We start from the raw sequence: 12,147 nt of genomic DNA on the forward strand, positions 1-12,147 counted from the left end.
GGTCGCGGCGGGGTCGCCTACTGACCGGTAACAACAGAGTATTACCCGACAGTAACCCCGGCAAGAGCGACCACCCACTGGTGGTGAAGTAGACAGTCCCGCAACCCGCCTGAATCGGGCATGAGAGCCGGTCAGACGCGTATGGGGCGCTCGGGGACCATGTCGAGCAGTCCCGCGTTCGTGAGCTTCTGGGCCTCGATCGCGCGCGGCAACATGACAGATTCGTAGGTCTGGGCACCTTGACGGACACCGTGCGCGGCGATCGCGAGCGCCAGATCGGCCGCGTCCTGCATGGCGAGGTTCGCGCCGACGCCCAGCGGGGGCATCAGGTGGGCCGCGTCGCCGAGCAGCGTCACACCGGGCGTGTGCTCCCACGTGTGGGGCACGGGCAGCGCGTACAGCGGCCGGTGGATCAGCTCGCCGGCGAGGAACGCCTGCAGCGACGGGTGCCAGCCGGTGTACAACTCCAACAGGTCGGCGTTGGAGGGCTTCCAATCTTCACGCGCGCGCATGCACGCGTACGCGCGGATGTGATCGCCGCTGTTGCGCTGAGCCCACAGCATCAGGCCTTCGTGGTCGGCGACCATCGTGCCCTGGCCGGTGAGGTAGAGGAGCAGCTCGTCGTTGTCGTGCCTGGTCTCGACGAACATCACGCCGGTGTACTCGGGCTGGGCGGGCGAGACGGCCCGCCGCACCCGTGACCAGGCGCCGTCCGCGCCGATGACCAGGTCGAACGGCGCGGTGGAGCCGTCCAGGAAGGTGACTTCACCTGGTGTTGCGGAGCCGATGCCGAGCCCCCACGTGACGGTTCCCGGTGTGAGTGAGCCGAGCAGCAGCTTCCTGAGCTGGCCGCGGTCGATCTCCGGGCGGAAGTCGCCTTCTGGTGGCTCGTGTTCGACCAACGCGGCCGTGGCGTGGTCGACCTTGCGCTGCTCCTGACCCTCGAAGCGGGCGAGAGCGCGCCACTCGTCGAACAGGCCGGCGGCGCGGATGGCCTCCTGGCCGCTGTCGGCGTGCAGGTCGACGGTGCCGCCCTGCTGGCGGGCCTCCGGCGAGCTCTCGCGCTCGAAGACCGTGACGTTCTCGAAGCCGTGCAGCTGGAGAACACGGGCGCAGGTCAGGCCGCCGAGTCCGGCCCCTGCGATGGCGATGCGTGGTGTGGTCATGTCGTCGATGAAAGCCTATCGACTACAAAAGTGCAACCACTACACTTTTGAAGTGGCTCAACTCGCACGGTACGATCGAGTGGTGACCGAACTCGGCCGCCGTGAGCGCAAGAAACTGCAGACCCGCCAGTCGATCGCCGATGCGGCGCTTGACCTGTTCCTGGCGCGCGGGTTCGACGACGTGGGCGTGAAGGAGATCGCCGACCGGGCGGACGTGTCGGTGACGACGCTGTTCAAGCACTTCCCGAGCAAGGAGGCGCTGCTCTTCGACGAGGACGCCGAGATGGAGTCCGCGCTGGTCGCGGCCGTGCGCGACCGGCCGGCCGGGCAGTCGATCCCGCAGGCGCTGAAGAACCACTTCGTGGGTGCCGCGGCGGGTCACGCCGACCATCCGCTGTTCGGGCCGTTCCTCCGGCTGGTCGAGAGCACACCGTCGTTGCGCGCGTATCAGCGCACCATGTGGATCCGGCACGAGACCGCGCTGGCGCACGCCATTGCCGAGGACATCGGCGCGCCGCTGGACGACGTGAGGTGCGCGGGACTGGCCCGGTTCGCGCTGGAGGCCCGTGACGTGATCTTCGGGCGCCAGGACCGGGAGAAGGCTGCGGAGGAGTTGTTCGGGCTACTCGAGCACGGCTGGGCGGCCGATCAGCAGCCCTGACCGGTAGGCGAGCGAGACCGCGTGCGTCCGGTCGCGCGCGCTCAGCTTGCGCAGGATGCCCTTCACGTGGGTCCGCACGGTCTCCACGGACACGATGAGCTCGTTCGCGACCTGCTGGTTCTCCAGGCCGTCCGCGATGAGCGTGAGCACCTCGTACTCGCGCCGCGTCAGCGTCGGCCGTTCGTTGGGGCGCAGGTCGGGATGTACGTAACCGCGTGAACGGAACGTCTCCGCGATGACCCGCACGATCTGCTCGGGCTGTGCCGAGCGCGGCACGACGCCACGCACCCCTGCTTCCAGTGCGGTCGTCACGTAGTTCGCGTGCGAGTGCGCGTCGCGGACCAGACCGATGACCAGCAGTGTGGGATCACGTTCGACCAGCAGCCTGGCCAGGTGGCCGACGGGGTCGAGCACGGAGTCGACGAGCAGCACGTCGGGCCGCAGTCGTTCGTGCAGCCGAACTGCGGCGTGCAGATCGCCCGTCGAGCCGAGCCAGCGCAGGCCGGGCGTCCGCCTGATCAGGCCGGACAGGCCCTCGCGGTAGAGCGGTACGGGGTCGATCAGCGCGACGCCGGGAGCAGGCCGGCCTGGCGGGAGCATCAGCACCTCCGTTCGTACGTCCGGAGGTGAGACGTCGTTCCCTCGGAGTCATGACGCGGAACAGCCGGTTCACGTGTATGAACAAGGGTCACGAATGTGATTCAAGACTGCTGAAGGTCTTCCGTCCCACGGCAACAGTCTCGTAAGACCTACGTCACATATCCCGTGCGGATGTGCCAGGTTCCCGCCGCCATGAGGCCTGGTGCTCTCGCGGGCACACGTGTGTGCACGCAAGGAGGTCACATGGGCACCCTCGATTGGATCGTGGTCGCCGGTTACTTCGTGGTGATGGTCGGCATCGGGCTCTGGTCCCGAGGGCGGATCAACAACATCGCCGACTTCTTCACCGCCGGCGGCAAGATGCCCTGGTGGTTGTCGGGAATCTCCCACCACATGTCCGGTTACAGCGCCGTCATGTTCGTCGCGTTCGCGGCGGAGGCGTACCGGCTCGGCCTCACGGTCTACATCTGGTGGTCGCTGACGATCGGTATCGGTGTCGGCATCGGCGCGTTCCTGTGGGCGCCCGCGTGGAACCGGCTGCGGTCCAAGCACGACGTGAAGTCACCGCTCGAGTACCTGGCCATCCGCTACAACGTGCCGACCCAGCAGGTCATGGCGTGGGCGGGTGCGGGCCTGAAGGTCGTCGACATCGCGGCCAAGTGGGTCGCCGTCGCGCTGCTGCTGCAGGGCTTCGCCGGCGTGCCGATCTTCTGGGGCATCGCCCTCGTCGGCGTCGTCACGATGATCTACTCGGTGCTCGGCGGCCTCTGGGCGGACGCCCTGACGGACTTCGGCCAGTTCATCATCCAGGGCCTCGCGGGCTTCGCGATGTTCTTCGCGGTCGCGTCGCACTTCGGTGGCATCAACTTCATGTGGACGATCTGGGACAAGCTCCCCGCGAGCCACAGCGAACCGCTGACCGGCCCCTACACCCTGACGTTCTTCATGGCGCTCTTCCTGATCAAGACGCTCGAGTACAACGGCGGCATGTGGAACCTGGCCCAGCGCTACATGGCCGCCCCGTCGGGCTTCGCCGCCAAGCGCTCGGCCCTGCTGTCCGCGTTCCTGTGGCTGGTGTGGCCGCTCGTGCTGTTCTTCCCGATGTGGGCCGCCCCTCTGATCGTGCCGGGTATGGGGGCCAACGCCGAACAGGCCTACGTCGAGATGGGCAAGGCCATGCTCCCCGCGGGCATGGTGGGCCTCGTCCTCGCCGGCTTCTTCTCGCACACGATGGCGATGGTCTCCTCCGACGCCAACGTCATCACCGCCGTCATCACCCGTGACATCCTTCCGCGCATCTGGAAGGGCGCCCTGCGGATGACGGCCGAGGCGCAGCTGAAACTGGCGCGCATCACGACGTTCGCGTTCATCGGCCTGTCGATGACCATCGCACTGACCGCGGACACCAAGGGCTTCGTGCTCAAGGTGGTGATCGCCCTCGTGGCAGCCACAATGGGCCCGATCGCGATCCCGCTGATGCTCGGCCTGCTCCCGTGGTTCCGCAAGGTCGGCCCGACGGCCGCGCTGACGTCGACCATCGGCGGCCTCTCGACCTGGGTGTTCCTCTACGTCGAACAGCAGTTCCTGAAGGACTTCGCCGTCTCGCAGGCACTGATCGTCTCGACGCCGCTGCTGGTCTCCCTGTTCCTCTACCTGGTGATCGGCTTCGCGAAGCCCGAACCGTCGGCCGAGCGCGACGCGCTGATCGACTCGCTCAGGTCCGACGCTCCCGACGTGGAGCCGGTCAAGGCGTAGCGCGTTCGTTCTTCATGATCCTCGCGGCGGCGCACCCGAACAGGGTCGCCGCCGCGAGCCAGATGTAGGGCATCGGCGTGCCGGTGTACGACTCGGCCGTCGTAGCCAGCACCACCGTGGCCCCCACGACGAGCCCGGTCGTGTGCGTGACCGGGAAGGGGCTCTTCAGGACGGTGAAGACCGCGATGGGCACGAGCAGGAAGCCGTAGGCCAGCACCCTCGTCAGGAGGTTGGCGTGCTCGACGACCTCGTACTTGAGCGCCGGCACCGCGAGCAACGTCAGCAGCACGCCCGTCGCGAGCCCGATCGTGAGACTGAGCAGCACGGTTCGCCCTTGCCACACACGCGTCATGCGCTTCAAGACGCACACATCACTCGATGGTTGCCGTGGCGTGCGTCATCGTCACGAGACTCGTGCGCCGTGGCGCATGCACAGTGGATGCCATGGGTGCGTGGTTTCCTGCAGATGACGCGGAACTGACCGCGGGTTGGCGGCTCTGGCTGGAGCTGAGCGACCGCGTCTACCCGGACCCGTCGTGGGACGGCACTCCGGCCGACGCCATCCGCCAGGTCCGCGAGCTCCTGGCGGCCTGCGAGTCGATCCGGCTGGACTACCTCGCCGAGACCTCCCAGCCCTCAGCCGGCCTGCTGCAGCTCCTGCAGTCCATGCCGTTCGTGGCGTCGTTCCCGGTCGACCTGTGGCACGACGACACCCACCCGCTGGACGTCGAACGCGCCGAACTGCTGCACGGCGACCTCGCGTCGTTCGCCCAGCACGTTGCGGGTGTGCGCGCCGCACTGGCTCGTGGCGGTGGCTGGGTGGAGCTGGACCGCCGCCCGTGGGGCCTACCGGTCGACTGATTCCAGGCCGAAAGCGAAGGCCCAGGCGAGTCGGTGGTGACTCGCCTGGGCCTTCGACGTGGAGCGGGTGACGGGAATCGAACCCGCCTCTACAGCTTGGGAAGCTGTCGTTCTACCAATGAACTACACCCGCACGAGCAAGCTCGTCGCCGATCATACACAGCGCGGCAACGCCCCGTCCCGGAGTCTCGGTTAGCCTGTCCCGGTGCTGCTGAGTGACCAGGATCTGCGCAAAGAGGTCGAGTCGGGCCGTCTGCTGCTCGACCCGTTCGACGTCGAGATGGTTCAGCCGTCGAGCATCGACGTACGGCTGGACCGGTTCTTCCGGGTCTTCAACAACACCCGCTACACCCACATCGACCCGGCGCAGCAGCAGGACGACCTGACGAGCCTGGTCGAGGCGCCGGAGAACGAGCCGTTCGTGCTGCACCCCGGTGAGTTCGTCCTGGGCTCGACGTACGAGATGGTGACGCTGCCGGACGACCTCGCCGGTCGTCTCGAGGGCAAGTCCAGTCTCGGGCGGCTAGGGTTGCTCACGCACTCGACGGCCGGCTTCATCGACCCCGGCTTCTCCGGCCACATCACGCTGGAGCTGTCCAACGTCGCGAACCTGCCGATCACGTTGCACCCCGGCATGAAGATCGGGCAGCTCTGCCTGTTCAAGCTGTCGAGCCCGGCGGAGCACCCGTACGGCTCGAAGCAGGCCGGCAGCCGGTACCAGGGGCAGCGCGGGCCCACGCCGAGCCGGGCCTACCTCAACTTCCACCGCACCGACACGCGCCGCTAGAAGCCGTAGCGGTCGAGCACCCGGCGCCGTAGATCGGGATCGGTACGAGGCACCGGCTCCAGGAAGATCTCGTCGAGGTCGGGGAACTCCGCACGCAGTTCGGCGGAGATGCGCACGCAGGCGTTCTCCAGTTCGAAGGCCGTCAGCGAGTCGGTGAAGTCGAGCCGGGCGCACAGCAGGACGCGGTCGGTGCCGATCAGCATCGTCAGCACGTCCACGACGGCGTCGACCTCGGGCACCTCGGACAGGCGGCGCCAGATCGCCTTCACCATCACCGGGTCGGCCTGCCTGCCGATCAACAGGCCGCGGTTGGTGCGCGCCAGGACGTAGGCGACCAGCGCCAGCAGCAGGCCGATCGCCAGCGACGCCAGGCCGTCCCACAGGGACGAGCCGGTCAGCTGGTGCAGGCCGAGGCCGGAGAACGCCAGCACCAGGCCGATCAGGGCCGCGGAGTCCTCCAGGAACACGGTCTTCACGGTCGGGTCGTCGGACATGCGCAGGAAGTCCCAGAACCCGCGGCCGTGCGTGGCGGCCTCGGAGCGCACCTGCCGGAACGCCTGGGTCCACGACACGGACTCCAGGACGAACGCCAGGCCGAGCACGACGTAGCCGACCAGCGGCCGGGTCTGTTCCTCGGGCTCGCCGAAGACCGTGCGGAAGCCCTCGTAGAACGCGAACATCGCGCCCGAGGCGAAGATCGAGACGGCTGCCAGCAGCGACCAGAAGTAGCGCTCCTTGCCGTAGCCGAACGGGTGGCGGCGGTCAGCTGGGCGGTCCGACCGGCGCAGTGCGGTCAGCAGCAGCGCTTCGGTGAACGTGTCGGCGACCGAGTGCGCGGCTTCGGAGAGGATTGCGGCGGAACCGGTCAAAACGCCTGCAATGGCCTTGGTGATCGCGATCGCCAGATTCACCAGCAAAGCCAGAACTACGGTGAGAGTGCTTTCGCCCGAACCCGACGGCTTCTCGCTCATGACGATCACTCTAGGCCTCGAGGCGCTCGCTCGCGGTGCTGACACTAGGCGTTGACCGGCGAAAATCCCGGTTCCATCTCGGGGTGGCGACCAGGCGCCCCTCCCGAACGACTCGATAGCGACCGGAGCTGGAGCGCGCCGGGAAATCCACGGAAAATGTGCGGCTGTATTTGTGCTGAACAAAAGTCCTGGGGGCAGGAAAATGGGCTTCAAGATTCGCGCAGCAGCCGTCACGGTCGCGCCGTCCCTGATCGCCGGCTCATCAAGCGCGCGCCAGGCAAGTACGAGGTCGGCTACGTCGACCCGAACCTTGCCAACACGTGGTCGAGGTCGGCAAGGGTGCGTGATCGTTAGTGCATTCGAGTGACATTCGCGGGCGAGGGCAACATCCTGGAGCCCTGCGGTGTCTTAAGGCTGGGATCTGCTCCGGGGGGACGCTGATCACCAGGGGGTAAGACGGAACGGCCCGCGTCCGGGAGAGACGCGGGCCGTTCCGCTTTCCTTGCAGGGCAAGGAAAGCATCACGATCTGATCACCGGCTGCAACCGTCGGCACGCTAGTGCGACCTAGTCTTCGGAAGCCCTGGGGAGGGCTTCCGGACATCACAAAGTTCCTGGGGGATGAAAATGCGCAAGTTCACCGTGGGGCTCGTCGCGGCCGCGGCCGCCCTGCTCGCAGTGTCGCCGGCCATCGCCGAGCGGCCGAACACCATCAACGGCGAGATCTGGCTCGACGTCAACGAGGACGGCGTCCGCCAGGCCGAGGAGCCGCCGCTGGCCGGCGTCGTGGTCGGCCTGCCGGGCAAGCCCGCCAACGCCACCACCGACGAGCGCGGCCGCTACCGCTTCACCGGGCTCGCCGACGGCACGTACGAGATCGAGTTCAACCAGCCGGTGGACCACGGCCTCACCGTGCCCGGCCGTGACTCCGACGTCGACTGGCTGAGGAGCGGCAGGCACACCGTCACCGTCCAGCACGGTTCCCGGCAGCGTGTGGACGCCGGTTACCGCAAGGCGAACCACGACCGGAGCGTCGGCATCGTCGAGGCGGACCGCGCCACGATCGCCGTCGGCGAGCGGGTCACGTTCAAGGTGTTCTACGGCAACGTCGGCAACGTCGCGGACCAGATCCAGCTCGACGCCCGCTGGGGGACCGGGCTGAAGCTGGAGAGCATCACCGGCAACGTCCACCACGTCTGGGACAACGAGGTCACCACGTTGCTCGGCGCGGTCGCACCGAGCTCGGCCGAGCCGAACTTCGTGCTCGCCACGTTCGTCGCGACCGCTCCCGGTGAGCTGAGCGTCGACTTCAGCTCCCCGGCCGGCATCGAGGGCGACTCCAACCCCGCGAACAACGCCCACCGCGGGCACGTCACCGTCCTCGGCTGACGAAAACCGCAGCGCCGCCCGTGTCCTGGATGGACACGGGCGGTTCTGTTTCCCGACGCAACTACCATCGTGGGATGGGCAAGCGTGGTGCGGACGACACCGATGCCGAGGTCGAGTCGTGGAGGGCCATGGTTCCGGCGATTGATCCGGTGGTCGAAGGCGTGGTCGACCGCGTCCACCAGATCAGCAAGTACCTCGACTTCCTCGCCACGGAGATCGCCGCGCCGCACGGGCTGAACCGCGCCGACTACGAGATCCTCGCCAGGCTGTTCTGGATCGGGCCGCCGCACCGCCTCACGCCCAAGCAGCTCGCGAACGGCACGCTGAGTCCGGCCACCACGATCACGAGCCGCCTCGACCGGCTGGAGAAGGCGGGTCTCGTGGTCCGCGAGCTCGACCCGAGCGACCGCCGGTCGTTGCCCGCGACGCTGACCGACGCAGGCCGCGCGATCTTCCTGGAGATCGTCGCCGGCCAGGCGCAACGGGAGAAGGACCTCTTCACCGCGTTGCCGGGCAGCGACCTGGAGAACCTGCGTGACCTGTTGCGGCAGGTCATGGAGGTGCTCGCGGGCGAACTGGGGCCTGCCCACCGCCGCACGAGGCTCGCGCTCGACGGCAAGGAGTAATTGCTACGAACTCGTACTATCCGATATCGTGCTAACTGGCGCGAGAGGGAGGGGTGCGACATGGGTGGCTATCCGCTGTCGGAGTGATTGAGATCACGCAACACGCGGACCCCGGGATTCCGATTACCCATATGGAGTAATTGGAATCCTGGGGGACAAGTGAAGAAGCAGCTCGCCGTCGCCACGACGGCAGCTCTCGTGCTGACCACGATGGGCGCTCCCGCTCTCGCGCAGGACGAGAAGATCACCGTTGAAGGTCTGTTCTACTTCGACCGCAACGGCAACAAGGTCCATGACGAGGGTGACGCCGTCCGGAAGAACGGGCCTGGCGTCCGCATCGTCAACGCGGACACCCGCGAGACCGTCGGCGAGTTCCGCACCGGTGCGGACGGCCGGTACCGCGCGGAGCTGCCCAAGGGCCCGAAGTACGAGATCCACAACTGGGACCTGTTCAACTACACGTCCACCGTGACCGGGTACAACACCAGCGAGACGCTGGCCAACGGCGACTTCCCGCTGCGTGGCAACCGGGTCTTCGGCTACTCCTTCGTGGACTCGAACGGCGACCGCGTGTTCGGGCCGGGAGAGCAGAAGCTGCCCTTCACCAACGGCAACATCAGCGGACGGGCGTGGGTGACGGGCACCACGGCCGACGGACAGCCGGTCAACGTCCTCGCGGGACCCACCGCGGCCGACGGCACCTACAGCATCGAAGACCTGCCCATCAACAGCGACCTCACGCTGCACGCGTCGGACTGGGCCTGGCGCGGTTTCCTGGTCGACCCCAACGGCGCCGGCATCGACCCGGCGACCCGCACGCGGAAGCTCGACGCCTTCCAGGACGGGCAGGTGCGGGTCGACCTGCGCTACTTCGCGGCGAAGTCCGACCCGGCGCTGACCGGTCTGACCCTCGTGCCGGCGAAGGACACGTACCGCAGCGGCGAGAAGGCGAAGGCCGTCATCGAGGTCGCGAACAAGGGCAACTTCGCCGAGAAGATCAAGTTCATCCTCGACGGGCGCAACACCAACGTCGACTCCGTCGGCGACAACGCCGTCCGGGTCGAGGGCAACATCATGTCGCTCAAGGAGCCGCTCGCTCCGGGTGCGACCGCCAAGGTCGACGTGAACTTCACGTTCAGCTGGGACTCGCCGGAGTTCGTGCGCGCCTTCGTCCAGCGCGGCGACCAGTTCGCGGACGCCGACGAGAAGAACAACGAGGTGCAGGTCGACATCACCCTCGACCCGCCCGTCGTGGGTCAGCCGTCGACCCCGCCGTCGGAGAGCACGACCACGCCCGCGCCGAGCAGCAGCTCGACCCCGGCCCCGGCTCCTGCCGGTGCCTCCACGAACGATGGGCTGGCGTCCACCGGCGCCTCGCCGCTGGGCTTCCTGGCCCTCGGCGGGCTGCTGCTCGCCGCCGGTACCGGTGCGTTCTTCGTGGCGCGCCGCCGTCGTTCCTGAACAACATCTATCCCTGGGGGAACAAGTGAAGAAGCAGTGCGCCGTCGCGATGACGGCCGCCTTCCTGCTGGCCGGGGCGGCTCTGCCCGCCTCGGCCCAGGACGAGACGATCACGGTCGAGGGCGTCATCTTCCTCGACCGCAACGGCAACGAGGCCTACGACGCGGGTGAGACGGTCCGCGCGAACGGCCCCGGCGTGTGGGTGACGAACCTCGACACCAACGAGAAGGTCGCCGAGTTCCGCACCGACGCGAACGGCCGGTACCGCGCCGTGCTGCCCAAGGGCCCGCGGTACATGGTGATCAACCAGGACAAGGACGGGTTCGAGCTCCCTTGGGGCGCCCGGCCCACCGACAAGGACCTGACCCTCGACTTCCCGCTGTGGGGTCGTTTCATCGACGGCTTCAGCTTCGTCGACACCAACGGTGACGGCGTGAAGCAGGCCGAGGAGAAGGCCACCACCGGTGAGATCAAGGTCAGCGGAAAGACCCAGGGCGGTGCCCAGGTCGACGTGGCCGCCACGCCGGGTGCCGACGGTTCGTTCCGCTTCGAGCTGCCGGTCGGCGCCTACACGGTCACCGCTCCGGATCTCGTGCGGCAGGGCCTCGCGCTGGCCAAGCCGCTGGGCGCGAACGACATCGACTGGCTGACGGGCCAGGCGAAGGCCGACCAGAGGAACACGCGGATCGACGCGCGCTACTTCGAGCCCAAGGCCGACTCCGCCGTCGAGGACCTCGCGGTCGCGCCGGCCAAGGACACCTACACCGTCGGCGAGCAGATCGACGTCAGGTTCAAGCTCGCGAACAAGGGCGACGTTCCCGGTGGGCTCAGGTTCGTCATGTTCGGCCCGGACGCGAAGCTCCTGTCGCACAGCGGCAACGTCACCGGGGCCAACGGTGACTTCGCGACGGTGGCGAAGGTGCTGCCGGGTGAGTCGGTCACGGTCGAGCTGAAGTTCGAGCTCACCAAGGCCGGTGCCATCGAGATCTGGCCGTTCGCGGACCCGTTCGTCGGCGGTCACAAGGACGTCGACCGCACCAACCAGGGTACGGCGATCAAGAAGACGATCAACGTCGTGGAGAAGAGCACCACCACGCCACCGACGTCGGCCTCTCCGTCCGAGACCACTGCACCGACCACCACGACCACGCCGGCCGTGGCGAAGGCGGGCAACAAGACCGGTCTCGCGTCGACGGGTGCGTCGCCGCTGGGTTTCCTGGCTCTCGGTGGGGTCCTGCTCGCGGCCGGTCTGAGCGTGTTCTTCGTGGCGCGCCGCCGACGCTCCTGACCACATAGGACCCGTCACGGTTAGTGCGTCGACCACAGTCGTCGTCGCGCGCGTTCGATGGTCAGACGGGTGCATCGCGGTGCCGGCCCCACGCCCTCATATCGGACATATGGGGGCGTGGGGCCGGTACCGCGAGGTTGCCTTGCTGATCACCGGAGGCGACCGGCGAGGGCTGTGGTCGACGCACTATCCTGCGGCATGGGCATCTTGGTGCATGTGCTGCTGACTGCCGTGGCGGTCTGGGTGTCGACCGCTCTTCCGGGCATCGACCTGGGCGAGGGCACCACCGGCTCGAGAATCCTCACGCTGCTCGGCGTCGCGGTGATCTTCGGCCTGGTGAACGCGGTCGTGAAGCCGCTCGTGAAGTTCTTCGGCTGCTTGTTCTACCTGCTCACGCTCGGCCTGATCGGGCTCGTGGTGAACGCGCTGCTGTTCATGCTCACCGGCTGGCTGGCCGAGCAGCTGGACCTGCCGTTCCGCGTCGACGGCTTCTGGCCCGCGTTCTGGGGCGCGATCATCGTCGCCCTGACCGGTTGGGTGCTGAACGTCATCTACGACAAGATCACCGACAAGGACTGACCCC

At 67.6% G+C, this 12,147-nt stretch carries 13 protein-coding genes and 1 tRNA gene; 9 read left to right on the forward strand and 5 right to left on the reverse strand.

What is annotated here, in order from left to right:
- Positions 1 to 131: 131 nt before the first annotated feature.
- Positions 132 to 1,166: an FAD-dependent oxidoreductase gene (locus C8D87_RS10245; RefSeq protein WP_112226499.1), complete on the reverse strand. Its 1,035-nt coding sequence runs from the start codon at positions 1,164 to 1,166 to the stop codon at positions 132 to 134.
- Positions 1,167 to 1,248: 82 nt separating this feature from the next.
- Between C8D87_RS10245 and C8D87_RS10250 the strand changes: the two genes are divergently transcribed.
- Positions 1,249 to 1,827 (forward strand): TetR/AcrR family transcriptional regulator, encoded by a 579-nt coding sequence (locus C8D87_RS10250; protein ID WP_211337111.1) that lies wholly within the window; start codon positions 1,249 to 1,251, stop codon positions 1,825 to 1,827.
- Here C8D87_RS10250 and C8D87_RS10255 read toward each other — a convergent pair.
- Positions 1,789 to 2,427 carry a LuxR C-terminal-related transcriptional regulator gene (locus C8D87_RS10255; RefSeq protein WP_112227014.1) on the reverse strand — a complete coding sequence of 213 codons (639 nt, stop codon included), beginning with the start codon at positions 2,425 to 2,427 and terminating at the stop codon, positions 1,789 to 1,791. The genes C8D87_RS10250 and C8D87_RS10255 overlap by 39 nt on opposite strands.
- 243 nt (positions 2,428 to 2,670) lie before the next feature.
- On the opposite strand from C8D87_RS10255, the gene C8D87_RS10260 reads away from it, so the two are divergent.
- Complete coding sequence (locus tag C8D87_RS10260; RefSeq protein ID WP_109629672.1) at positions 2,671 to 4,182, forward strand: sodium:solute symporter family protein; 1,512 nt, start codon at positions 2,671 to 2,673, stop codon at positions 4,180 to 4,182.
- Here the strand turns inward: C8D87_RS10260 and C8D87_RS10265 are convergent.
- Positions 4,172 to 4,534, reverse strand: coding sequence for a hypothetical protein (locus C8D87_RS10265; RefSeq protein WP_170154694.1), 363 nt, complete (start codon positions 4,532 to 4,534; stop codon positions 4,172 to 4,174). The genes C8D87_RS10260 and C8D87_RS10265 overlap by 11 nt on opposite strands.
- Before the next feature lie 92 nt (positions 4,535 to 4,626).
- Here C8D87_RS10265 and C8D87_RS10270 point away from each other — a divergent pair, with 92 nt between their 5' ends.
- Entirely contained in the window at positions 4,627 to 5,043 is a 417-nt protein-coding gene (locus tag C8D87_RS10270; RefSeq protein WP_109629665.1) for a hypothetical protein, read from the forward strand.
- Between the two features lie 59 nt (positions 5,044 to 5,102).
- On the opposite strand, the gene C8D87_RS10275 is transcribed toward C8D87_RS10270, so the two are convergent.
- Positions 5,103 to 5,176: transfer RNA gene (locus C8D87_RS10275), tRNA-Gly, on the reverse strand.
- 72 nt (positions 5,177 to 5,248) lie between these two features.
- Here C8D87_RS10275 and dcd point away from each other — a divergent pair.
- Positions 5,249 to 5,830 carry a dCTP deaminase gene (dcd, locus tag C8D87_RS10280; RefSeq protein WP_109629662.1) on the forward strand — a complete coding sequence of 194 codons (582 nt, stop codon included), beginning with the start codon at positions 5,249 to 5,251 and terminating at the stop codon, positions 5,828 to 5,830.
- On the opposite strand, the gene C8D87_RS10285 is transcribed toward dcd, so the two are convergent.
- Complete coding sequence (locus tag C8D87_RS10285; protein WP_112227015.1) at positions 5,827 to 6,801, reverse strand: cation diffusion facilitator family transporter; 975 nt, start codon at positions 6,799 to 6,801, stop codon at positions 5,827 to 5,829. The genes dcd and C8D87_RS10285 overlap by 4 nt on opposite strands.
- 626 nt (positions 6,802 to 7,427) lie before the next feature.
- Here C8D87_RS10285 and C8D87_RS10290 point away from each other — a divergent pair.
- The 5 genes from C8D87_RS10290 to C8D87_RS10310 all read left to right on the forward strand — a co-directional run bounded on the left by C8D87_RS10290 (position 7,428) and on the right by C8D87_RS10310 (position 12,143).
- Positions 7,428 to 8,189, forward strand: coding sequence for an SdrD B-like domain-containing protein (locus C8D87_RS10290; protein ID WP_170166386.1), 762 nt, complete (start codon positions 7,428 to 7,430; stop codon positions 8,187 to 8,189).
- A gap of 74 nt (positions 8,190 to 8,263) precedes the next feature.
- Entirely contained in the window at positions 8,264 to 8,815 is a 552-nt protein-coding gene (locus C8D87_RS10295; protein WP_109629655.1) for a MarR family winged helix-turn-helix transcriptional regulator, read from the forward strand.
- Between the two features lie 159 nt (positions 8,816 to 8,974).
- Positions 8,975 to 10,276, forward strand: a complete 1,302-nt coding sequence (locus C8D87_RS10300; RefSeq protein WP_112226503.1) for an LPXTG cell wall anchor domain-containing protein — start codon at positions 8,975 to 8,977, stop codon at positions 10,274 to 10,276.
- Between the two features lie 25 nt (positions 10,277 to 10,301).
- Positions 10,302 to 11,564: an LPXTG cell wall anchor domain-containing protein gene (locus C8D87_RS10305; protein WP_112226504.1), complete on the forward strand. Its 1,263-nt coding sequence runs from the start codon at positions 10,302 to 10,304 to the stop codon at positions 11,562 to 11,564.
- Between the two features lie 198 nt (positions 11,565 to 11,762).
- Complete coding sequence (locus C8D87_RS10310; protein WP_109629646.1) at positions 11,763 to 12,143, forward strand: phage holin family protein; 381 nt, start codon at positions 11,763 to 11,765, stop codon at positions 12,141 to 12,143.
- Positions 12,144 to 12,147 lie beyond the last annotated feature (4 nt).

Origin of the sequence: Lentzea atacamensis, assembly GCF_003269295.1 — a bacterium.
Taxonomy (GTDB): Bacteria; Actinomycetota; Actinomycetes; order Mycobacteriales; family Pseudonocardiaceae; genus Lentzea; species Lentzea atacamensis.